Source organism: Candidatus Poribacteria bacterium (assembly GCA_016866785.1).
In the GTDB taxonomy this organism is placed as follows: domain Bacteria; phylum Poribacteria; class WGA-4E.
Map to the genome: position 1 here is coordinate 18,613 of VGLH01000006.1, position 21,472 is coordinate 40,084.

At 63.0% G+C, this 21,472-nt stretch carries 12 protein-coding genes, 2 tRNA genes and 3 rRNA genes; 11 read left to right on the top strand and 6 right to left on the bottom strand.

All coding sequences use genetic code 11. From position 1 onward, the window contains the following. The first annotated feature begins 139 nt into the window (after positions 1 to 139). Together FJZ36_01820 and FJZ36_01825 are read left to right on the top strand one after the other, a co-directional pair. Complete coding sequence (locus tag FJZ36_01820) at positions 140 to 1,402, top strand: hypothetical protein (GenBank protein MBM3213647.1); 1,263 nt, start codon at positions 140 to 142, stop codon at positions 1,400 to 1,402. An 88-nt stretch (positions 1,403 to 1,490) separates the two neighbouring features. Continuing rightward, the gene (locus tag FJZ36_01825) at positions 1,491 to 2,738 is read left to right on the top strand and encodes a hypothetical protein (GenBank protein MBM3213648.1); all 1,248 of its coding nucleotides are present in this window, start codon (positions 1,491 to 1,493) and stop codon (positions 2,736 to 2,738) included. A 78-nt stretch (positions 2,739 to 2,816) separates the two neighbouring features. On the opposite strand, the gene FJZ36_01830 is transcribed toward FJZ36_01825, so the two are convergent. Further along, positions 2,817 to 3,773, bottom strand: coding sequence for a zinc-binding dehydrogenase (locus tag FJZ36_01830; protein ID MBM3213649.1), 957 nt, complete (start codon positions 3,771 to 3,773; stop codon positions 2,817 to 2,819). A 486-nt stretch (positions 3,774 to 4,259) separates the two neighbouring features. Between FJZ36_01830 and FJZ36_01835 the strand changes: the two genes are divergently transcribed. The 6 genes from FJZ36_01835 (at position 4,260) to FJZ36_01860 (ending at position 11,110) form a co-directional block, all read left to right on the top strand. Beyond that, a 16S ribosomal RNA gene (locus tag FJZ36_01835) occupies positions 4,260 to 5,787 on the top strand. A 143-nt stretch (positions 5,788 to 5,930) separates the two neighbouring features. After that, a tRNA-Ile gene (locus tag FJZ36_01840) sits at positions 5,931 to 6,007 on the top strand. 73 nt (positions 6,008 to 6,080) lie between these two features. After that, positions 6,081 to 6,156, top strand: a tRNA-Ala gene (locus FJZ36_01845). A gap of 139 nt (positions 6,157 to 6,295) precedes the next feature. Continuing rightward, a 23S ribosomal RNA gene (locus FJZ36_01850) occupies positions 6,296 to 9,147 on the top strand. A gap of 147 nt (positions 9,148 to 9,294) precedes the next feature. Next, positions 9,295 to 9,410, top strand: a 5S ribosomal RNA gene (rrf, locus tag FJZ36_01855). The 16S, 23S and 5S rRNA genes sit together here with 2 tRNA genes alongside, the layout of an rRNA operon. Before the next feature lie 62 nt (positions 9,411 to 9,472). Then, positions 9,473 to 11,110, top strand: a complete 1,638-nt coding sequence (locus tag FJZ36_01860) for a hypothetical protein (protein ID MBM3213650.1) — start codon at positions 9,473 to 9,475, stop codon at positions 11,108 to 11,110. On the opposite strand, the gene FJZ36_01865 is transcribed toward FJZ36_01860, so the two are convergent. The 4 genes from FJZ36_01865 to FJZ36_01880 all read right to left on the bottom strand — a co-directional run bounded on the left by FJZ36_01865 (position 11,107) and on the right by FJZ36_01880 (position 16,419). Then, positions 11,107 to 12,507, bottom strand: a complete 1,401-nt coding sequence (locus FJZ36_01865) for a DASS family sodium-coupled anion symporter (GenBank protein MBM3213651.1) — start codon at positions 12,505 to 12,507, stop codon at positions 11,107 to 11,109. The two genes, FJZ36_01860 and FJZ36_01865, sit on opposite strands and share 4 nt — an antisense overlap. 148 nt (positions 12,508 to 12,655) lie before the next feature. After that, on the bottom strand, positions 12,656 to 13,411 hold the full coding sequence (locus FJZ36_01870) for a hypothetical protein (protein MBM3213652.1): 756 nt from the start codon (positions 13,409 to 13,411) through the stop codon (positions 12,656 to 12,658). 168 nt (positions 13,412 to 13,579) lie between these two features. Next, a complete protein-coding gene (locus tag FJZ36_01875; protein MBM3213653.1) occupies positions 13,580 to 15,598 on the bottom strand; it encodes a hypothetical protein in 2,019 nt (672 codons plus the stop codon). Beyond that, positions 15,595 to 16,419 (bottom strand): TonB family protein, encoded by an 825-nt coding sequence (locus FJZ36_01880; protein MBM3213654.1) that lies wholly within the window; start codon positions 16,417 to 16,419, stop codon positions 15,595 to 15,597. The genes FJZ36_01875 and FJZ36_01880 overlap by 4 nt, the downstream gene beginning before the upstream one ends. Before the next feature lie 244 nt (positions 16,420 to 16,663). Between FJZ36_01880 and FJZ36_01885 the strand changes: the two genes are divergently transcribed. Next, positions 16,664 to 17,686 carry a hypothetical protein gene (locus FJZ36_01885; GenBank protein ID MBM3213655.1) on the top strand — a complete coding sequence of 341 codons (1,023 nt, stop codon included), beginning with the start codon at positions 16,664 to 16,666 and terminating at the stop codon, positions 17,684 to 17,686. A 133-nt stretch (positions 17,687 to 17,819) separates the two neighbouring features. Here FJZ36_01885 and FJZ36_01890 read toward each other — a convergent pair whose 3' ends face one another. Beyond that, the gene (locus FJZ36_01890; protein ID MBM3213656.1) at positions 17,820 to 18,524 is read right to left on the bottom strand and encodes a sigma-70 family RNA polymerase sigma factor; all 705 of its coding nucleotides are present in this window, start codon (positions 18,522 to 18,524) and stop codon (positions 17,820 to 17,822) included. A 237-nt stretch (positions 18,525 to 18,761) separates the two neighbouring features. On the opposite strand from FJZ36_01890, the gene FJZ36_01895 reads away from it, so the two are divergent. Further along, positions 18,762 to 19,226, top strand: a complete 465-nt coding sequence (locus FJZ36_01895) for a hypothetical protein (GenBank protein ID MBM3213657.1) — start codon at positions 18,762 to 18,764, stop codon at positions 19,224 to 19,226. A gap of 70 nt (positions 19,227 to 19,296) precedes the next feature. Further along, positions 19,297 to 21,456 carry a carbohydrate binding family 9 domain-containing protein gene (locus tag FJZ36_01900; GenBank protein ID MBM3213658.1) on the top strand — a complete coding sequence of 720 codons (2,160 nt, stop codon included), beginning with the start codon at positions 19,297 to 19,299 and terminating at the stop codon, positions 21,454 to 21,456. Positions 21,457 to 21,472 lie beyond the last annotated feature (16 nt).

Here is a 21,472-nt window from a genome sequence, read left to right on the forward strand (position 1 = left end):
GCAGATTCCTGTTGCTAACTGGTGTCGCCCATGTTACGATGGTGCATGTGTTCCCCATGGTGGTCTGCCGATCCGTAGGTGACGATCGCGGACGCCAGTCTCTCAGACAAGTGCGCATAGAACTTGGAGGAGGAGTCAGGTGGCAAAGCGAGGTACCCTCGCGCTTGTGTTGGGGTTGGTTTTGGCTGCTTGGGCGTCCAGCGCGGACGCGAAGCTGGTCACGTCGAGTTCCGGCGCGATCCGCAACTGGCTCATCATGGCGGTGCCGGGAACGGGAGCCGCGGACAAGGAAGGCATCAAGGACGACTGGCTCGACGTGACGACCAAGGGAAAGTGGAAGGAGACGACCGCTTCGACGGTCGCCAATGGGATCAAGCCAACGGATAAGATCGGCGTGGACGCCAAGTTCGAAGTGCGCGAGCTGGCGCACAACGCGGACATCATCGACCTGGACGCGGTCTTCGAGGCCGGTGTCGACAACAACAATATCACGGCGTACATGCTGTGCTACGTCACGAGCGCCACGGCGAAGACGCTCGACATGTTCGTCGGCAGTGACGACGCCATCGGCGTCTGGGTCAATGGGAAGGAAGTCCACCGGAACCCGGCTCTGCGCGGCACGGGGCGCGATCAGGACAAGATCGTCGGCGTCGCGCTTGCTGCCGGCAAGAACGCCGTTCTGCTGAAGATCGTGGAACAGGGCGGCGGCTGGGGCTCCTTCGCCCGCTTCTCCGATCATGCGGGTCTGAAGGTCTCGTCCGACCCGTCGAAGGACGGCGTCGACGCGCCTCCGCTGGTGCAGGCGGAGTTCATCGAGTCGTTCATCGGCGTCATGGTCAAGAACCCGGCTGCGGGCGCTGCCGTCGCTGCCAGCACGACGGACCTGATCGCAGCGGCGTCCGGCGGGGCTATGACGGAGGAGTCCGTCGCGTCCAAGGGCGTCAAGCGTGGCACGAGGATGGGCAGCTACACGTGGACGGAGGGAGCTCTCCTGAACCTGACGGGCGATAACCTGAACCCGTGGGGTCAGAAGTTCCAGGGACTATCGGGCGACATCAACGATACGACCTGGTACGGGTACACCGCCGTGTTCTCGCCGGACGATCGCGCCACGGAGTTCTGGGTCGGCAGCGATGACACGATCGCTGTCTGGCTCAATGGCGTCGAGGTGCACCGCAACCCGGCGCTGCGCGGCGTTACGGTGGATCAGGACAAGGCGAAGGTGAACCTCAAGCGCGGGCTGAACCATCTGCTCCTGAAGGTCTGCGAGCAGGGCGGCGGCTTCGGGGTGACGGCCCGATTCCGCGACGCCGACGGTCTGGCGTTCGACTCCGTCGCTACGGCAGTCAGCCCGGCAGGCAAGCTCAGCACGTCCTGGGCTGAGATCAAGTCGGCGCGGTAGTCGGTTTGGCGCACTTCCCCGGAGGAGCAGCTCCGTGCTGCTCCTCTACTCATTACAGCTCGAAAGACGCGAACGGGAGGGCATATCGGTGAGACGGATCGCTATGTGTGTCGTTGCGGCAGGAGCGCTGTTGAGCGGCTCCGCGCAGGCGCAGGTTCTCAAGATCACGGGCCCCTGGCTCTGGATGATCGCGCCGACGGACGCCGGGGTGGGCGGAGCCGCCTCGACGGACAAGGACCAGCTCGACAAGGCGAGCGGCGGCAAGGTGACCGAAGACGGCGTCGCCAAGAACGGCGCCAAGGAGGGGGACGCCGTCGGCAAGCTCAAGTGGACTCTCGGCGAGATATCCGACAAGGGCGGCAACAACGTCAACGACACGGTGACGAAGATCGGCTTGGGAGCAGGCGACGTGAACGACCACTCGTCCTACGCGCTCATCACGATCGAGGCGGCGAACGAGCAGAAGAGCAAGACGATGTGGGTTGGCAGCGACGACTCCATCAAGGTCTGGCTCAATGGAGCCGTCGTCCACAAGAACGCCATCGACCGTGGCGCCGACAACTTCCAGGATCAGTTCAAGGTCGATCTCAAGAAGGGCGACAACCTGCTGCTGGTCAAGGTGAGCGAGCGCGGCGGCGGGTGGTCGATGTTCGCGGGCATCGAAGCCGCATTCAAGGCGGCGGGCAAGGACTACGATCCGGCGAAGGCTCTCAAGGAACCGAGCAAGATCGAGGGTCCGTGGCTCTGGATGATGGTTCCCACCGACGGACCCGGTGGAGCCGCCGCGACGAATCAAGACTCCCTGGCGTTGGCGACCGCCAAGGAGAAGGTCAAGTGGGATGAGGCGACCGTCGCCAAGGAAGGCGTCGAGGAGGGCGATGCGGTCGGCAAGCTCACGTGGACTGCCGGCAAGATCGCCCCAGTCGGTGGCGACAACGTGAACGCCGTCATGAACGCCCTCAAGCTCGGCGCGGGCGACATCAACGACCATTCGTCGTACGCGTGGATCAACGTCGTGTCGCCAGCAGACGGCAAGCGCAAGCTTCTCGCCGGCAGTGACGACTCGGTGAAGATTTGGATCAACGGTGAGGTGGCGCACGTCAACGCCGTCAACCGCGGCGCCGGCAACTTCCAGGACGAGAAGGAAGTCACGCTCAAGAAGGGCGACAACTCCCTGCTCGTCAAGGTGAGCGAGCGCGGCGGCGGATGGTCGATGTTCGTCGGGTTCGACCCCGATGGCGACCTGAAGTACAACCTGGACTCCAAGAAGTTCCGAGCCGTCGAGGCGGCAGGGAAGCTCCCGACGTTCTGGGGAGACCTCAAGCACGCCCAGTAGATCGTATCGGGACGATCCGCAAGACGCCCGGGAGCACAGAGTTCCCGGGCGTCTCCATGTACCGAACGTACCGACGCGTCAGTAGCGCAGGATGACCTTGATCGCCCCGTCCTTGCGCTGCGTGAAGAGCTCGAAGCCGTATTGCACGTCGTCAAAGGGAATCTCGTGCGTCAGCAGCGGCGACACGTCGATGCGCCCCTGAACGATCATGTCGATCGCCAGCGGGTAGTCGCGGAGGGGTTCGGGGCTGACGGAGCCGATGAGCCGCAGGTTCCGGTGGTAGAACTCGCGGAAGTGGATCGGGTAGATGTCGTCGTCGGGCACGCCGAACGCGAGGATCGTCCCGCCGTTCTTGATGTGCGGCATGCAGAGGTTCAGCGTGCCGGTCTGGTGCCCGACTGCTTCGACGATGAGGTCTGCCATGCGCCCGCCGGTGATCTCGGCGACGCGCCGGACGGGGTCCTCCCGCGTCGCATCGACGACATGGGTGGCGCGCATGCGTTCGGCGGCGGCGAGACGCTCGGGGATCCGGTCGATGCCGATGACCGTCTTGGCTCCCAGGTTGCTGAGAACGGAGTCGATCAGCAGACCCATCGGGCCCTGCCCCAGCACGACCGTGTCGGCGTGGATGAGGTTCCCCAGCTTTCGGAACGCCCACATGACGGTTCCCAGCGGTTGCGCCATGAGGACCTCGCTGTTGAACCCTCCCGGTGGCAGGTGGACGGTGCTCGCCTCGGTTCCGACGAAGTACTCCGCCAATCCGAGCTGTCCCGGCGGAACCGACAGGACGGCGTCGCCCGGCTTGAAGCGAGAGCTCTTCGACTCGACGACGGTTCCGATGCACTCGTGGATGGAGAGACCGATGGCAGCCGGGTAGCGGTCGAGGATGCGGAGGAAGTGCGGCATGTCGCTTCCGCAGATGCAGGCGCGCTCGACGCGGATCAGCACCGCACCATTGCCTGCTGCGGCGAGGTTGGGCACGGGCACGTCGATGATCTGAAACTGCTGGGGAGCGACGAGCTGGGCGGCTTTCACGCGGCTTCCTCCTAGTTGCTGCGAAGCGGGCAGAAAAAGTGATGTGGAACCGCGCAGATCGCCTTGTCAGGTTCCGGGTCGGCGATTATACTACTTCTTGCCGCTGACGATAGCCCCACGAGGTGCGAAATCGCGGCAGTCGGGTCGCGCGCGTGGTCTTGGATACGGGCGATCTGCTAGGCTGAAAAAGCTCGGAAACGCCGTCCGATTTCCTTGACAGACCCGTTTGCGCGATGCTAGACTAACCCTTGCCGATGCGACCGGTCAGCGATGGCTTGGAAGCTCGGCGAACGAGGCGGTCTTTGACAATCGAATAGCCTGAGTAGACTTGAGTGGATGCTTGGGGCTCACGGGCGTCATGTAGGCTTCGAGGTCTGCATGCAACAGCCTTTCGAGTTTACCATGCATCAGCCGACGCGAACGCGACGGGTGAATGCTGGTGATCGACTTCTCCTGTGCCTTCGGGCATTCGGGGAACCGATTTACAACGGAGAGTATGATACCGGCTCAGAACGAACGCTGGCGGCGTGGATTAGGCATGCAAGTCGAACGGATCCCTTCGGGGATTAGTGGCGAAAGGGTGAGTAACACGTGGGTAACTTGCCCCAAGGCTGGGGATAACGCCTGGAAACGGGCGCTAATACCGAATGAGGATGCTCTGCCGCATGGTGGGGTATTCAAAGGCGCAAGCCGCCTTGGGAGAGGCCCGCGTCCTATTAGCTAGTTGGTGGGGTAACGGCTCACCAAGGCGACGATGGGTAGCCGGTCTGAGAGGATGTCCGGCCACACTGGGACTGAGACACTGCCCAGACACCTACGGGTGGCTGCAGTCGAGGATATTTGGCAATGGGGGAAACCCTGACCATGCGACGCCGCGTGGAGGACGAAGGCCTTCGGGTTGTAAACTCCTGTGGCACGGGACGAACCACGTGTCTTCGGGCACGTCTGACGGTACCGTGCTAGAAAGCGCCAGCTAACTACGTGCCAGCAGCTGCGGTAATACGTAGGGCGCAAGCGTTGTTCGGATTCACTGGGCGTAAAGGGCGTCTAGGCGGCTCGACCAGTCGCGTGTGAAATCTTCCGGCTCAACCGGGAAACTGCACGCGATACTGTCGAGCTTGAGTGCGGTAGAGGAAAGCGGAATTCAGGGTGTAGCGGTGAAATGCACAGATACCCTGGAGAACACCGATGGCGTAAGCAGCTTTCTGGGCCTGCACTGACGCTGAAGCGCGAAAGCTAGGGGAGCAAACAGGATTAGATACCCTGGTAGTCCTAGCCCTAAACGATGGGTGCTAAGTGTGGGGAATAATGAACTTCTCCGTGCTGCCGCTAACGCATTAAGCACCCCGCCTGGGGAGTACGGTCGCAAGGCTAAAACTCAAGGTAATTGACGGGGGCCCGCACAAGCGGTGGAGCATGTCGCTCAATTCGAAGCAACGCGAAGAACCTTATCCAGGGTTTGACATCACTTTGACCGCCCTCGAAAGAGGGTTTCCCTTCGGGGCAGAGTGACAGGTGCTGCATGGCTGTCGTCAGCTCGTGTCGTGAGATGTTGGGTTAAGTCCCGCAACGAGCGCAACCCTTGTCCTTAGTTGCCATCAGGTCAAGCTGGGAACTCTAAGGAGACTGCCGGTGACAAACCGGAGGAAGGTGGGGATGACGTCAAGTCCGCATGGCCCTTATGCCCTGGGCTGCACACGTGCTACAATGGTCGGTACAGAGGGTCGCCAAGCCGTGAGGTGGAGCCAACCCCAAAAAGCCGGCCTCAGTTCAGATTGCAGTCTGCAACTCGACTGCATGAAGGTGGAATCGCTAGTAATCGCGAATCAGCAGGTCGCGGTGAATACGTTCCCGGGCCTTGTACACACCGCCCGTCAACCGATGAAAGCTGGGAGTGTCCGAAGTCGGTGAGCCAACCGCAAGGAAGCAGCTGCCTAAGACAAGCTCAGTGATTGGCGGTAAGTCGTAACAAGGTAGCCGTACCGGAAGGTGCGGCTGGATCACCTCCTTTCTAAGGTGCATATCAGCCCTCGGAACCTGTAGACGTCCGTCTCAGGGATCCCTCAGTCGCCTCAGGCTATTCGCCTCGTTCATTCCTCGTCACGGGAGTCCTTCGCCCAACCGGAGCGGCGTGGCAATCCCCGCGTTCGCGCGTGGGGGCCAGTAGCTCAGGTGGTTAGAGCGTACGCCTGATAAGCGTAAGGTCGGTGGTTCGAGTCCACCCTGGCCCACCAGGATCCACTTGGACAGAACCCACGGCGGCACGCGTCGGCGGGTTGTGCGTGGTTGGCGGAGGTCGCTCGGTATGGGGGTGTAGCTCAGTTGGGAGAGCGTCTGCTTTGCAAGCAGAAAGTCAGCGGTTCGAATCCGCTCATCTCCACCAGACAGAGACGACGCCGTCCGGGGCGTGCTGAACGAGCTTGTGATCTTTGACAGTTGAATAGCGCGTTGTTTCGCACAGAGAGCCGTGAGGATGTCTCTGGGGATCCCATCCCGCAAGGATGTGGGTTCCGATGAAACCAGCCAAGCTACTAAGGGTCTACGGTGGATGCCTTGGCACCAGGAGGCGATGAAGGACGCGATCAACGGCGATACCCTTCGGGGAGGCGTGACTAGCCTAAGATCCGGAGGTTTCCGAATGGGGCAACCCCGTCATTGACGACGAAAGAGCCAACCGAGGGAAGTGAACCATCTCAGTACCTCGAGGAACAGAAAGCGAATGCGATTCCCCCAGTAGTGGCGAGCGAAAAGGGAACAGCCTAAACCGTACGCTATATGCGTGCGGGGTTGTGGGGTCTCGTCGGGCGCAAGCCGAGGAGTTACCAATCGACTGTCTAGCAGAATGACCTGGAAAGGTCTGCCATAGAGGGTGAAAGTCCCGTACGCGAAAGGCACGTCGACTCCTTGGACGAGATACCCGAGTACTGCGGGCTAAGTAAAACTGCAGGAAGCTGGGCGGACCACCGCCCAAGGCTAAATACTACCTGGTGACCGATAGTGAACCAGTACCGTGAGGGAAAGGTGAAAAGCACCCCCGTTAGGGGAGTGAAAAGTACCTGAAACCGTGGACCTACAAGCTGTGGTAGCACTACACCCGCAAGGGAGATGTGTGACCGCGTGCCTTTTGCATAATGAGCCGGTGAGTTACTCTGCGTGGCAGGTTAAGCCTTTAAGAGGCGCAGCCATAGCGAAAGCGAGTCTGAATAGGGCGTAAGTCGCGTAGAGCAGACCCGAAACCGGGTGATCTATCCATGGCCAGGGTGAAGCGCATGTAACAATGCGTGGAGGCCCGAACCCACTAAGGCTGAAAACTTAGGGGATGAGCTGTGGATCGGAGCGAAAGACTAATCAAACCCGGTGATAGCTGGTTCTCCCCGAAATAGCTTTAGGGCTAGCCTCGTGTCATGGACGGTGGTGGTAGAGCACTGATTGGACTAGCGGGCCTACCAGCTTAGCAAACCCAGTCAAACTCCGAATGCTACCGTCTCTATCACGGGAGTCAGTCTGCGAGGGATAAGCTTCGTAGGCAAAAGGGAAACACCCCAGATCACCAACTAAGGTCCCTAAGTCTAGGCTAAGTGGCAAAGGATGTACAACCGCACAGACAACCAGGAGGTTGGCTTAGAAGCAGCCATCCTTTAAAGAGTGAGTAATATCTCACTGGTCGAGTGGTTGCGCGCCGAAAATTCGCGGGGCTCAAGCCTAGCACCGAAGTTGTGGATTGCCCGCCGAGGGCGGGCAGTGGTAGGGGAGCGTTCTGTGCTGGCTGAAGGTCGACCGTAAGGGCGGCTGGACGGCACAGAAGTGATTATGCCGGCATGAGTAGCGATAAAACGGGTGAGAAGCCCGTTCGCCGAAAGCCTAAGGTTTCTAGTGCAAGGTAACTCCGCACTAGGTCAGTCGGGTCCTAAGTCGAGGCTGAAAAGCGTAGACGATGGCAAGACGGTCTAACATTCCGTCACCTCTGCGTGCGGTTGAAGGACAGGGGACGCAACAGCAATGCCCTCAGATGTTATCGGATTCGGAGGCCGAGCCTTCGGGTGAAGCTGCGAGGGTTGCGCCGTTGCCGAGAAAAGCCTGTTCCGGACAATCGCAGAGCCCGTACCGCAAACCGACACAGGTAGGCGAGGAGAGTATCCTCAGGCGCTCGAGAGAAGTCCCGCTAAGGAACTAGGCAAATTGGCCCCGTAACTTCGGGAGAAGGGGTGCCACCTTCGGGTGGCCACAGTAAAGTGGCTCTGGCGACTGTTTACTAAAAACACAGGTCTCTGCCAAGTCGTAAGACGACGTATAGGGACTGACGCCTGCCCAGTGCCGTACTGTTAAGAGGAGGGGTTAGCCGCAAGGCGAAGCTCTGAATCGAAGCACCGGTAAACGGCGGCGATAACTATAATCGTCCTAAGGTAGCGAAATTCCTCGTCGGGTAAAATCCGACCTGCACGAATGGCGTAACGGTTGGAGCACTGTCTCGGCGGGATTCTCGGCGAAATTGTAACACCGGTGAAGATGCCGGTTACCCGCAGCTAGACGGAAAGACCCCGTGAACCTTCACTGCAGCCTGTCATTGGGTTTCGATGTAGCTTGTGTAGGATAGGTGGGAGGCGTAGAAGCCAGGGCGTCAGCTTTGGTGGAGCCACTGGTGAAATACCACCCTTGTTGCATTGGAGCTCTAACTTACTCCGGTGAATCCCGGAGAAGGACCGTGTCAGGTGGGTAGTTTGACTGGGGCGGTCGCCTCCAAAAGCGTAACGGAGGCGCCCAAAGGTTCCCTCAGCACGGTTGGAAATCGTGTGTCGAGTGTAAAGGCACAAGGGAGCTTAACTGCGAGACATACAGGTCGAGCAGGTGCGAAAGCAGGGCTTAGTGATCTTACGGTTCCGCGTGGAAGGGCCGTGACTAAACGGATAAAAGGTACTCCGGGGATAACAGGCTTATCGCGTCCAAGCGTTCACAGCGACGACGCGGTTTGGCACCTCGATGTCGGCTCATCGCATCCTGGGGCCGCAGTTGGTCCCAAGGGTTGGGCTGTTCGCCCATTAAAGCGGTACGTGAGCTGGGTTTAAAACGTCGCAAGACAGTTTGGTCCCTATCTGCTGTGGGCGTAGGAGATTTGAGGGGGGCTGTCCCTAGTATGAGAAGACCGGGATGGACGAACCTCTAGTGTACCAGTTGTTCCGCCAGGGGCACCGCTGGGTAGCTACGTTCGGAAGGGAGAAGCGCTGAAAGCATCTAAGCGCGAAACTCGCCCCAAGATAAGATCTCCCACTGGGTCAACCAGGTAAGACTCCTCCAAGACTAGGAGGTTGATAGGCCGGGGGTGTAAGCACAGCAATGTGTTTAGCTGACCGGTACTAATAGTCGAGGGCTTGGCTACAATCTTCTTCATCGGTTTCCGACGCTTGCGGGACCTCCCCAGGTCCCAGACTTCGATCGGCTCCCCGCGAAACATCCGCGCATTCAACTGTCACTGTAGCGTACTGCGCGACGAGGCAGGATAGACGCCGTCGCGCAAGAGTGTGACCTCGGTGAGGATTGCGAAGGGGAAACACCCGTTCCCATTCCGAACACGGCAGTTAAGCCCTTCAGCGCCGATGATACTTTAGGGGCGACCCTCTGGGAAAGTAGGTATCGCCGAGGTCATTTCTAGTCCAAAAGACACGTCAAGCCCGTAGCAATACGGGCTTGATGGCTTTAAGCCCATGAACACCGACGAAGCCATCGACCGAGCCCGGCGAGGACTGGCGCAGTTGGCGCACAGCGACGGGCGGTTCGAAGGCGAACTCTCCTCGAACGCCTACCCGACGCTCGCGACGATGGTCCTTCGGCACGTCCGCGGTCAGGCGCTCGACGACGGGTACCTCCACTGGATCGAGACATCTCACACGCCTGACGGGCGCTTCGTGCTCGACCCGGAAGGGATCGCGTCGGACGAGGCGACGCGTCTGGCGCGGGTCGTCGTATCGGCGCACGCCGGTCGCCATCCAGACCTGGCTCGCCTAGCCCCCGGCGTTCCAGACCTTGGCTGGAACCTATGGATCGTGAAGGTTCTGGGCGCGATGGCGGGCATGTACCCGTGGGCGAAGCTGCTCCCGCCTAGGGTCGCCGAACTGGTCGGACGCGCAGCCGGGATTGCTCTGCCGTTGCTCCCTTCGCGGCTGATCGCCCACGTGAAGCCGCCGGAGCATCTCGCTCCGCCGACAAGCCTGTTCCACACCAGCGCGTTCGCCAAGATGTTCGTCGCCGAGCAATACACGCTCGCTCCGCTGCTCTTCCTCATCGAAGCCCACACGAAGCGCCGGGATCGGATGATGCGCGACCTGCTGACCTGGGTCCTGTCGCACCAGGCGGCTGACGGTAGCTGGTTCTGCGTGTCGTTCATCACCGCGTTGAGCGCTCTGGCCCTCACGGTGGCGCGCGACTCGGTTCCCGACGAACGCACGTCCACGCCGCTCCGCCGAGCCTGCGAGTGGCTGGAGGGAGCGCGCACGCCGGATGGCGGGCACCGCGAGGCGATCTCCCTGAACGTCTGGGACACGTCGCTGGCTCTCCTGGCGCTCACGGGCGCGGGCACGGGTCACCACGATCCGACCATCGTCGCCGGTTGCGATTGGCTGGCGGGCTGCCAGCGCGAGGACGGCGGCTGGGGGTTCCACGGGCTCCGGGGCCCGGGTCTGCTATCCGACGCGGACGACACGGCTCTGGCGACGCTGGCGCTGATCCGTGCCGGGCGGAACCCCGTCGCTGCCGAGCGCGGCGCGTCGTGGCTCCGGTCACGACAGGCGAAAGACGGCAGTTGGGCGACGTACCGCCCCGGAGCCGGAGATGTCGGTTGCGTCAGCGTGACCGCCCACGCCGTCGACACGATGCGCGAGCTGGGAGACGCCGCCTCGGTCGAGAGGGCGCTTCGCTGGATCGAGCGTTCCCAAGCGCGCGATGGCTCGTGGGAAGACCTGTGGCTCGCCCGGCGCACGTACGGAACCGCGCTCGCCGTCAACGCGCTCGCAAGCGCCGGACGCACCGGTTCCGTGTTGAACCGAGGCATTCGGTGGCTGCTCGCTGCCCAGCAGGACGACGGCGGATGGGGCGAGACGCAGTCGGGAGAGAGGCGCTCCAGCACGGCAGAGCAGACCGCGTTCGCGGTGCAGGCGCTGCGAGCCGCCGACGTGGACGCGCGACGCGGGATCGATTGGTTGCGGAGTCGTCAACGACCCGATGGCGGATGGGACGCCGCGCCGATCGGCATCTACTGGGAGGTTATCGGCGGCTACGCGAATCCGATGAACGCCTGGGTGTTCCCGCTGATGGCGCTGAGCGCCGGGTCGGGATCGAACTCCTAGGGAGCCATTCCCACCACCGGCAGCCACAGATGTGCCGACAGGTTGAACACCACCCATGCCGTGACCGCCAGCCCTGTCCCGTACCCGACCGTCTGACGCACCGTCAGCAAGCCGGAAGCGAACGCGAGCGCAAGCGCCGGAGTCCCCATCGGGAGGATAAAGTCGAGCCCTGCCGGGACCGCAATGCTAGCTGTCACCAGGCGCGCCATCGATAGGTCGTCCGCGGCGTAGTTGAGCACGACGGGCAGGAGCATTGCTACAACCGCCGAGTTGCTCATGCACGCCGTTAGCGAGAGCGAAAGGAAGGAGATCAATGCGACGAAAGCCCAGGGTGGGAGGTGCCAACGCGTGAGGAACGCCCCGGACAACCAAGCCGCCGCCCCGGACGCTTGCATCGCGAAGCCCAAGACGATCGCGCCGCCGTACATCAGCAGCACGCCCCAGTTGACGTCCTGCTCGACCTCGCTCCAGTCGAGGAGTCCGAAGGCGAACGCCGCGACGACGCTCAACAAAGCGATTCCCGCCAACCCACCGAGCCACGACGCAAATCCTGCCCAGGCGACGATCGTGGCTGCCATCAGAGCGGCGATCTGCTTCTCGCGGCCCGTCATGGCTCCGAGCGTCCCTGACCGCGCCTCGAGCAGCTCCTGAACGGGTCGCATGTCGGGCAGATCGTCGCGCGTCATCCACCACAGCGCCCCGAAGGCGAATCCCAGCATCACGACGACGAGCGGCAGGTTCGCGACCATCCAGCGCAGAAAGGAGACACTATCGCCGGTCGTCTCATGCAGGATACCGACCGCGAGAGGCGCTCTCCCGCCGCCAAGATAGGTTGCCACGCCTCCGATGATGCATCCATAAGCCAGGGCGAGGAACAGCGCTCTGCCGAACGCTTGGTGACGAGAGTGGACGTTCAGGACGTTCCCTACCTCCAAGACGATGGGAAAGAACATCGCGGCGACGGCGTGTTCGGACATCAGGAACGAGCCGAGGGCGGGGATGAGGAGGGTCAACGCGAGCAAGAGACGCGCGTCCCCTCGGCACGCGCCCAGCATTCTCCACGCGATCCGCGCGCTCAGGCCCGACCGCATGATCGCTGAGCTGAGGATGAATACGCCCAGTAGGAAGAAGACGACCTCATTCCCGAATAGCCCGAAGGACTGCTTCTCCGGCAGGACTCCCAGGAGTGGGAAGAGGACGAGCGGCAGGAGGCTGGTCACCATGAGCGGGAGCGCGCTGGTGACCCACAGCACGAGACAGAGGACGAAGATCGCGAGGGAGTGACGGATCGGAAGCCAGGACGAGAGGTCCTGACCGGCGGGCGGCGGCAGGTTCGCCAGCAGCACGAAGAGGGCTGCGGCAACGATCCGCACGAGGAGTCGCGCTCGCACGCTCATGCGCAGCGTTCCTCGCGGCTCCTGAACGAAGTGGCACGAACTGCGCCGCGAACCTGGCGCAGCAGGGCACACGACCACCCAGCCCGTGGCATGACTCTCAGTTGACCTCTATGCGGTTACGTGCGGCGAACACTAGAAGTATGCCACGTCAGGGCGCGAAGTCAAACACGTTCTCCCAGACGAACCTCGAGCCGCCGGTGAAGTACGTCTTTCCTGCTATGGTCGCCTTGTGGCAGTCGAGGCAGGGCCCGTAGTCCTCGACGCCGTGCACCTGGTGCGGCGTGACGAGCTCCGGCGTGTCATGGACATGGCAGGTCGTGCAGGTGTATTCGGCGTAGCGGTTCAGCGCGTCGTGGCACTGACCGCACGCGATGTGATGGACGACTTCGCCTTTCGGCGTGGGCGTATCGAGCGGGAACCACGGATGGTCCAGCTTGGAGAAGCGGTGGAACCCGATGGCTCCCAGCAGCAGGATCGCGAGCGCGAGATGCGCGCGCACGGCGTAATGCCGGGTCATCCGACGCGTGAAATGCGTCACGATGCCAGCGGCGGCGATTCCGGCGGCGAGCAGGAACGCGGAGAGCCCGGAGACCGATGTGGGACGCACGGCGGAGTGCGCGGCGATCAGAACGAGCGCGACTCCCGCCAGCGTCCAATGCGCCTTGAGCCAAGTCGCCTGGTGACCGAACCGGAGGACCCAGCGTCGCCGGCGCAACGCGAAAGGCAGGATGGCGATGAGGCAGACAGCCGCGATAGTGCTCAGGTCATGTCGCGCTTCGACATACCCGCCGCGCAGCCACGACACGAGCCAGACGAGCAGACCGCCTACTGTCGCGCCGATGCCGAGGTAGTAGAACCCTCGGACCCAGTACGCGACGTATCCGCTGCGCCATTTGATCCACATGTCAGCGTTCCGACGATGTACGCCCTAGTGGTCTCAGGTTGATGCTTTGGGGAACCAACCCCCGCCCTGTCCCTCCCCCATTCAAGGGGAGGGATAATGCCTCCTCCCCCGCGAAGCGTGGGGGAGGATTGAGGTGGGGGTTCCACGAATCTTCATCGTGACAGACCACTAAAACCGCGCGTTCAGCCCGATGAATGGTACCAGAGGCAACTGGTAGATCCAATCGCGCTCTGAAAAGTCGCGGTTGTACTGGGCATCGAAGACATTCATGCGCGCGTAGGCGTTCAGGACTTCCATGTAGAACTGCGCGTCGACCCCTGCAAGCCGGAATCCTCGCGCCAGGCGCAGGTCGAGCCGATGGAACGGCGGGTAGCGGACGGAGTAGGGCTCGCCGTAGATCGGGCGGTACCGGACGAATGCGCCGTCCCCCGCGATGACGGGCTCGCCGCCCAGGATGGGCGTGTAGGGAGTACCGGTGGCGTATTGCCACTTCGCGCCGAGCTCCCATTTCGGGTTTGGAGCGAAGCTGAGAGTCAGCGTCCCGACGTGCGTTTGATCGTACGAGTAGATGAGCTCCGGGTCGCCGGGTCGGTACCGCCGTCGCGAGTCCGATAGCGCATAGCTCGCCCAACCGACGAGCCGACTGGACGGGCTGTACCGAGCCAAGAGCTCGAATCCACGGGCGAAGCCGGTTCCCTGGTTCTTGTAGACGAGCTCCGCATCGTCCGTCACCAGGTCGTGGTAGTCCTTGTAGTAGCCGGAGACCTTGAGGAACGTGTCCTCGGAGACATTGCGCTCTCCCTCCAGTACGTAGTGATAGGCATAGAAGGCGGAAACATCCGGATTGCCCCAATCCGAGTCGATCTGGAAGGGCTCCGGATTCTGGGTGTATCTGCCCCACGCCGCGCGGATCGCGGCTCCGGTCGGCGTCGCCCATGCGAGGCTGGCGCGCGGATCGACGCGCACATCGTCCGTCTCGCTGAAATAGGAGGCGCGCACGCCTGCCGTGACGGACAGCGATTCGGAGATGTCGAACCGATCCTGCACGTACGCGTTTGCCCAGTTGTAGCGCCCGCCGGTGTCGGACCGAACCGTGTCGAGATCGTCCAGATCGAACTCCTGATCGGCGTCCTCATCGGACGGCGGTCGGAGGAAGTTCGCGGTCAGCGTGAACGGAGACGTGAGCACGTCGCCGCCGACCTCGAGCGTGTTGCGGCGTCCGACGCGAAGCTGTGCATCCTCGCGGAGCGCCCACAGCACCGAATCGATGTTGAGGAAGTAGTCGCGTCCGAAGGCAACCTTGGTGCGGTACACCAGGCGGGAAAGGGTCGTCCATGCGGACCCGCGTTTGCCCAGCCGCGATTCCAGCGTCGCGCCTTGACCTCGGAACGCCGTGGCGAAAAGGACGTCACCGGCGAGCTCGGGATCATCCGTGACGTCCTCCTCCTTGATGAGGAGCCGCATGTAGTCGTCGCTGGCGAACGCCCCGATCCGCAGGTGGTTCGACGGATCGAGGTCGTACTCGGCGCCGACCTGATAGTCCCAGAATCGCGGGAACGCCGAGATGCGGTCGAGCTCGACGATCTTCGGCACGACGAGGTCGGCGTATGTGCGCCTTCCGGCGGCGTAAACGGAGCCCTTGTCGCCCAGCGGGGCGCGGATCGTCGATTCGGAGAGCAGCGCGTTGACGTTCAGTGAGACGTCCGTCTCCCGGCGTGCCTCTCGGCTGCGGATATCGACAATCGCCTGGGCGTCGCCGTACTGCGCCCCGAATCCGCCCGGCAGAACGTCCACTTTGCCGATGAGGTCGGTGCTGAGCGTGGACGCCAAGCCGCCGAAGTGGTACGGATATCCGAGGACCATGCGGTCGAAGTAGAAGTCGTTGTCTAGGGGCCCGCCGCCGCGAATGAAGAGGGCTCCGTTCAAGTCGTTGACGGTCGAAACGCTGGGGAGCACCTCGATGGCGCGCAGAGCATCGCCAGCGGTTCCCGGGACGCGGCGGAGCTCGTCACCGATGAGCGTCTGCTTGGCGATGGCTTCCGGTTCCCGTTTTCCGACGACGACGACTTCGTCGAGATCGAACACGCCGGGGAGACGTTCGGGCTGACCCATCGCGACGGACGTGACGAGTCCCAAGAAGCCCGCAAGGGTGGCGGCAGCGGCTCGGCGGAGCAGCCGGTTGGTCATGAGCCGTCGCCGATCCGAAAACGATAGGGTACGCGGATCGTTGCCGAGACGGGGCTCCCGTCCTCGTAGGCTGGGAAGAACCTCGAGGCGCGAAGCGCCGCAATCGCCGCTTCGTCACAGCCCATGCCCAGGCTCTGCTCGACGTCGATCTGGTCGACGAGTCCGCTGGGAAGCACCACGGCGGTGAGGATGACCACTCCCTCTTTGCTGCTTCGGCGCGCAGTCTCGGGATACTCGGGAACGACGCGCTGGAGGAATCGCGGCGCCATGACCGAGCCTGACAGCCGGGCGACTGGCGTTGTGGGATCCGATTGAGCGTACTCGATCCGCGCATCGAGGACGGCGGTCGCCAGCGTGGGCATCTCGACGCGAGGCGGAGCCGGGCTGAATGCCGCCGGACGGAAGGTCGCGACGTCGAGCTCGCGGACCTCGCTGGCGGTAGCCGCCAGATCGAGTGCGCGCGCAGCTGGAGCCAGCGCTGTGGGACCCGTCCCCGAAGCGGCGGCAAGCGATGGTTCCCACGGTGTGAACGGGACGTCGGCAACCGTCGCCGGGACGTCGATGTAGGACGACGCGGCGCGAGGAGTCGCCGACAGCACGAGCGGCTTGACGAGCGGCTTGACGAGCGGCTGCACGCGCCGTTGGGGTTTCTTCTTCGCCTCGTTGGTGACGATGTCCGCGGTGAAGTGCGTCGTGGCGTCTTCGGGAGCCTTCATGATGAAGATGTTGAAGAGCCCGGTGACGAACAGGAGAGCGTGCAGCGAGACGGACAGCACGAAAGGCGTGCGAGCGCGTTGTACACTACGCCGCGAGCCGAACATGGCGCTCCTCCGGTAGTCGATCTGTCTTCTCAGCCGCCTAGAGGGCTAACACGCATCCGAGCGAACGGCTACTCTCAGTGCGAGTCCAGCGTATGCAGCGCCGTACCATCGTAAGTAACGCCGCATTGCGGTGCTGCGCTGACGCGATCTGCAACTGCGTCGTTGCCATGGATGGGGGAGTGTTGTGACTACGCGTGAACGCTACGTATCGACGCTACGATTCGGGCCCGTGGACAAGCCCTTCATGCGCGCCATCGGCGGATGGGCGGAGACCGGCGCCCGCTGGCGGAGCGAAGGATGGGACGGATCGCCGCTGGATCGTCTGTTCGCCACCGACGGGGTCGGGGGAGTCGGAGCCTACTACGGTCCGATTCCGCGCTTTGAGTACCAGGTCATCGAAGAGGACGACGAACACCGCATCTTCGTGAACCACGAAGGCATCCTGATGATGGAGTTCAAGGCGTATTCGGGGAACTCCAGCATGCCGCAGTTCCTTCGGTTCCCCGTGGAAACGCCCGACGACTTCGAGCAGTTCGCGGCGGAGCGCCTTCAGACGATGTTCGAGAACCGGGTTCCCCAGAACTGGAGCGAGCACGTCGAGCGATGGAAGACGCGCGAGTATCCGCTCATGCTCTTCGCGGACCGCTGGGGAGGGTTCTTCGGTCCGCTGCGGAACCTGATGGGGCTCGAGAACCTGTGCCTCGCGTTCTACGACCAGCCCCGGCTCGTCGAGCGGATGATGGAGCAGCGGGCGGACATGATGATCGAACTGACATCGCGCATTCTCGACGAAGTCGAGATCGACGTGTTCGCCTTCTGGGAGGACATGGCGTTCAACCACGCGTCGCTGGTGGACCCGAGGTTGTTCCGCCGGTACGCGCTGCCGCACTACCGGCGCGTCACCGACTACGTCCGCAGTCGCGGCGTGGAGTTCGTCGGGCTCGACAGCGACGGCGACATCACGGAACTGATTCCCATCTGGATGGATGCCGGGCTGAACCTGCTCTGGCCCTTCGAGGTGGCAGCCGGGATGGATGTGGTCGCCGTGCGCCGCGAGTACGGACGCGATCTGGCGATGATCGGGGGGATCGACAAGCGGGCGGTGGCGTCAGGCGGGGCTGTCATGCGAGCGGAAGTGGACCGGATCATGCCGGTCGTGGCAGAAGGCGGATACATCCCCGAGCTGGATCATTCCGCCCCGCCGGATATCTCTTGGCCCAACTACTGCAACTACATGGAGTACCTGAGCCGCTCACTCGGACGGTGACCACGAGTCAGGAAGCCAGCCAGAGCAGCAGCGTCGATGACAGAACAGCCCACGAAGCGAGAGCGACGACCGTGATGACGAGACGCATGGTCGGTTCCTTTCTGATCTGATCGATGCCGGATGACTCGGTGCGTTACGCCGCCGAGGGTTCGTCCCACCACGCCCGCAGCTTGGACAGGGCTCGTTTGAGAACCTGATGCACGCGCTGGCGCGTGACGCCGATCTCGCGGGCGATGTCGGCGCAGCCGGAACCGTCGGCGAACTTTCGGACAATGCGCAACTCGTTGGGATCAAGCCGCGCGACGAGCGAGTTCAGGTGTTCGTAGTCGAACTGGCGCCACAGGGGCCACTCGCGCGGAGAGCCTCCGGCGTGGACGCCGCCGACGAGGTCGCCGTCGGGTATCTGAGACAGTCGGTCGAACGTCTCGTTGCCGGCGGGGTCCTCGTCGATGAGGGGCATCGTGTAGATAGCGGAGCTCAGATCGTCGCCGTCCCGGTGGCGGCGGTTCCGCCACATGCGGTCGGGGATCGAGAAAGCGCCGGAGTTGCTCTTGCAGTAATGGAGCGCGGTCCAGCGCACGTGAGGGCGAACGAAGGCGAGGAACGAGACGCCTTTGGTCGGGTCGAAGTCGCGCCGCATCTTGACGCACACCGCCCACGCCTCCTGAAGAGCGTCTTCGACCAGTTCGGGTCGCCCTGCCTTGACGCAGACGCGCTTCACCGCAGTCGCCAACTGTGAAGCGAAGTGGGAGTCGTTCAGATAATCGTGCTCCCCAATCGAGTGATCGTCTCCGATGAACGCCATCGGCTCCATCGCGGCGGAAAACGCTGTGGACATGCGACTCTCTCCTGTATGTTCCGAGGCGCGCCTTGGGCTCGGCGCGTCGCTCGAACTGCCGACCGTCGAGGTATACACATACTACTACGTATACCTGCACGTGTCAAGTTACACGTTTCGGCATGCAATGCCGACGCAGTGATGCGTTCAGCTTGACGGAACCGCACGAACGGCGTATTCTGCTAGTGGTGCAGAGCCTTTGGCGCGTTAGCAGGGGTACATGGCGAGGTGGACGGAATGAGCACGAACAGCGCAGCGGACGCGCAGGAGCGCGAGTACAGCTTAACGGAAGCGGCGCGAGCCCTGAACAAGAGCGAAGCCTCGCTGCGGATGCGCATCAAGCGCGGTACGCTCAACGCCAACATCCGCTACATCGACGACTCCAACGAGCGCTACCAGTACATGATCCCGGAGAGCGAGCTCGAGAAGGAGCGGAACCGACAGAGCTCGACGGTGAGCGATCCCGCTGCGACGGTGTCAGCGTCAGTGGTTCCGCCTTCGCACTCGGCGACCCCTGCGACGGTTTCCGCCCGCGCGTCGCAGTCCGACGACATCATTGCGGAGCTCCAGCGCCGTCAGGATCGACTGGAGGCGGCGCTCAAGCAGGAACGCGAAGACGCGCGTGCGCTGATCCGCGCCCTCGAACAGCAGCTCGAGCTCATCCGTATGATGCTCGCCCAGGCGCTCAACCCGCCGCGTTAGCCGCTCGCGAGATGCATCCCACCTTGGGTTCTTGTGGTGAGGCGATCCTGCCCTGAGGAGTGTGTGCGACATGCCCAGCTTCCGCCGCGTTGCGACGACGGTGTGCGCGATCGCTCTGACGGCGCTGGCGGCGCGCGCGGACGACCCCAAGACGATCCGCGCCCTTCCGGCGACCGAGAGCATCGAGATCGACGGGCGACTCGACGAATCCGCCTGGCGCGATGCGGTTCCCGTGAACGATCTCGTCCAGCAAGACCCCAACCCCGGCACGCCCATCGCGTACCGTACCGAGGTCCGCGTCGCGTACGACCGGAAGCGGCTCTATGTGTCGTTCGACTGCTGGGACGACGAGCCGTCTCTGGTCGTCGCCAACGAGATGCGGCGAGACGGCGCCATCTGGCAGAACGACAACGTCTACATGGTGATCGACACGTTCGGTGACAAGCGGCGGGGGTTCTTCTTCCGGACCAACGCCTTGGGGGCCCAGGAAGACGCAGCCGTCACCAACGACGGCGAGAACGTCAACGGAAGCTGGGACGCCATCTGGGAGTCCGTCGGCAGGAGGCACGAGCGCGGTTGGACGGTCGAGATGGCGATCCCGTTCAACCAACTCCGATTCAGGTCCCAGCCGGAGATGGCGTGGGGCATCAACTTCGGTCGGAACATCAGCCACCTCAACAGCGCTGCGCAGTGGGCCCCGATTCCGCAGAGTGAGAGCTGGCCCGGGACGTATCGACCCAGCTTCCAGGGAAGGCTGACCGGTCTTCAGGACGTGCCGACCCCCGCCTATCTCGACATCGTGCCCTACGTCGTCGCCGGCATCTCGGAGTCGCAGCCGGAGAGCTCCTGGGAACGGAGTACGGTCTTCGACGCCGGTCTGGACGTTAAATACGGTTTGACGCCGAGTTTGACGCTCGACCTCACGGCGAACACGGACTTCGCCCAGGTCGAGGCGGACCGCGAGGAGGTCAACCTGACGCGGTTCGACCTTTACCTGCCTGAGAAGCGGGACTTCTTCCTCGAAGGCGCTGGGCTGTTCGAGTTCGCTGCCGGAGGTGGGTTTGACGCTCCGGCGATGAGCCTCTTCTACAGCCGTCGGATCGGCATCGAAGGTGACCAGAAGGTGCCCATTCTCGGCGGCGGCAAGCTGACGGGAAAGGCGGGACCCTACAACATCGGGCTGCTCAGCCTCGTCACGGATCGGTCGACGGCAGCTCCCGGCACGGGGTTCAACGTCGTGCGCATCCAGCGCGACATCATGGACCGATCCAGCGTGGGGATCATCGCCACGCATCTTCAGCCGGGCACCGGTTCGGATCACTCGCAGAACGTCGGCATCGATCTGATGTACCGTCCGCAGGCTCGGCTGCGGCTGAAGGCGCTGGCAGCGGGGAGCCGTTCGCCCGGCGGCGACCAGACCTCCGGCGCCTGGTACGCGTCCACCGAATGGAGCAACGACCACTTCCGACTGGATGGCTCGTACGTGGATATCCCGGAGGACTTCTCCGCGACGATGGGATTTGTCCAGCGCACCGATGTTCGGACCGGGCGGCTCCGTGGCGGCGTTGATGCTCGCCCCAACCGGCACGGCATTGGACACCTGGGGCTAAGCGCCGGCGGCGCTTATCTTCAGGACCACGCCGGCACGACGATCGGCTGGGATGGGTTCGTCAGCGGCTCGATCGATCGCCGGGCGGGTGGGGGCGTGTTCGGAGGCGTCAGTCAGAACCTCGACCGTGTCCAGGAGCAGTTCGACGTCGAGGGAATCACCATCCAGGCGAGGGATTACCGGATGACTCGCTTCGACATCGAGCTGTGGACGCCGGAGAGCAGGTCTCTGGCGGCGTTCTCACGCGCCAGCTACGGCGACTTCTATCACGGAACCCGTCTCGGCGTGAGCACGGGACCCCAATGGCGGGCGACGACACGGCTCGCCATCGAAGGCAGCTACGATGGGAACCGCCTCTCCTTCCCAGGCGGCGATCGCGTGACGACGCATGTCGTCGGCAGCCGCGTCGTCTATTCGTTCACGACGCGGCTCTTCACCAAGCTCTTCGCCCAATGGAACGACTCGGCGGAGCGCGTCCGCGCCAACCTGCTGTTCCACTACATCTACCGCCCCGGAAGCGATCTCTACATCGTCTACGACCACGGATGGGCGGCGAAGGATCGGCTCCGCACGGATGGCTGGGCCCTGGTCACCAAGGCGACCTACCGCTTCGGATTCTGACGGGATGGGGCGGGCA

Bases quoted from the DNA above. Each gene is read 5' to 3' on its own strand.
- FJZ36_01900 (MBM3213658.1), top strand. From the start codon at position 19,297: ATGCCCAGCTTCCGCCGCGTTGCGACGACGGTGTGCGCGATCGCTCTG.
- FJZ36_01860 (MBM3213650.1), top strand. From the start codon at position 9,473: ATGAACACCGACGAAGCCATCGACCGAGCCCGGCGAGGACTGGCGCAG.
- FJZ36_01875 (MBM3213653.1), bottom strand. From the start codon at position 15,598: ATGACCAACCGGCTGCTCCGCCGAGCCGCTGCCGCCACCCTTGCGGGC.
- FJZ36_01880 (MBM3213654.1), bottom strand. From the start codon at position 16,419: ATGTTCGGCTCGCGGCGTAGTGTACAACGCGCTCGCACGCCTTTCGTG.
- FJZ36_01890 (MBM3213656.1), bottom strand. From the start codon at position 18,524: ATGTCCACAGCGTTTTCCGCCGCGATGGAGCCGATGGCGTTCATCGGA.
- FJZ36_01865 (MBM3213651.1), bottom strand. From the start codon at position 12,507: ATGAGCGTGCGAGCGCGACTCCTCGTGCGGATCGTTGCCGCAGCCCTC.
- FJZ36_01870 (MBM3213652.1), bottom strand. From the start codon at position 13,411: ATGTGGATCAAATGGCGCAGCGGATACGTCGCGTACTGGGTCCGAGGG.
- FJZ36_01885 (MBM3213655.1), top strand. From the start codon at position 16,664: ATGCGCGCCATCGGCGGATGGGCGGAGACCGGCGCCCGCTGGCGGAGC.
- FJZ36_01895 (MBM3213657.1), top strand. From the start codon at position 18,762: ATGAGCACGAACAGCGCAGCGGACGCGCAGGAGCGCGAGTACAGCTTA.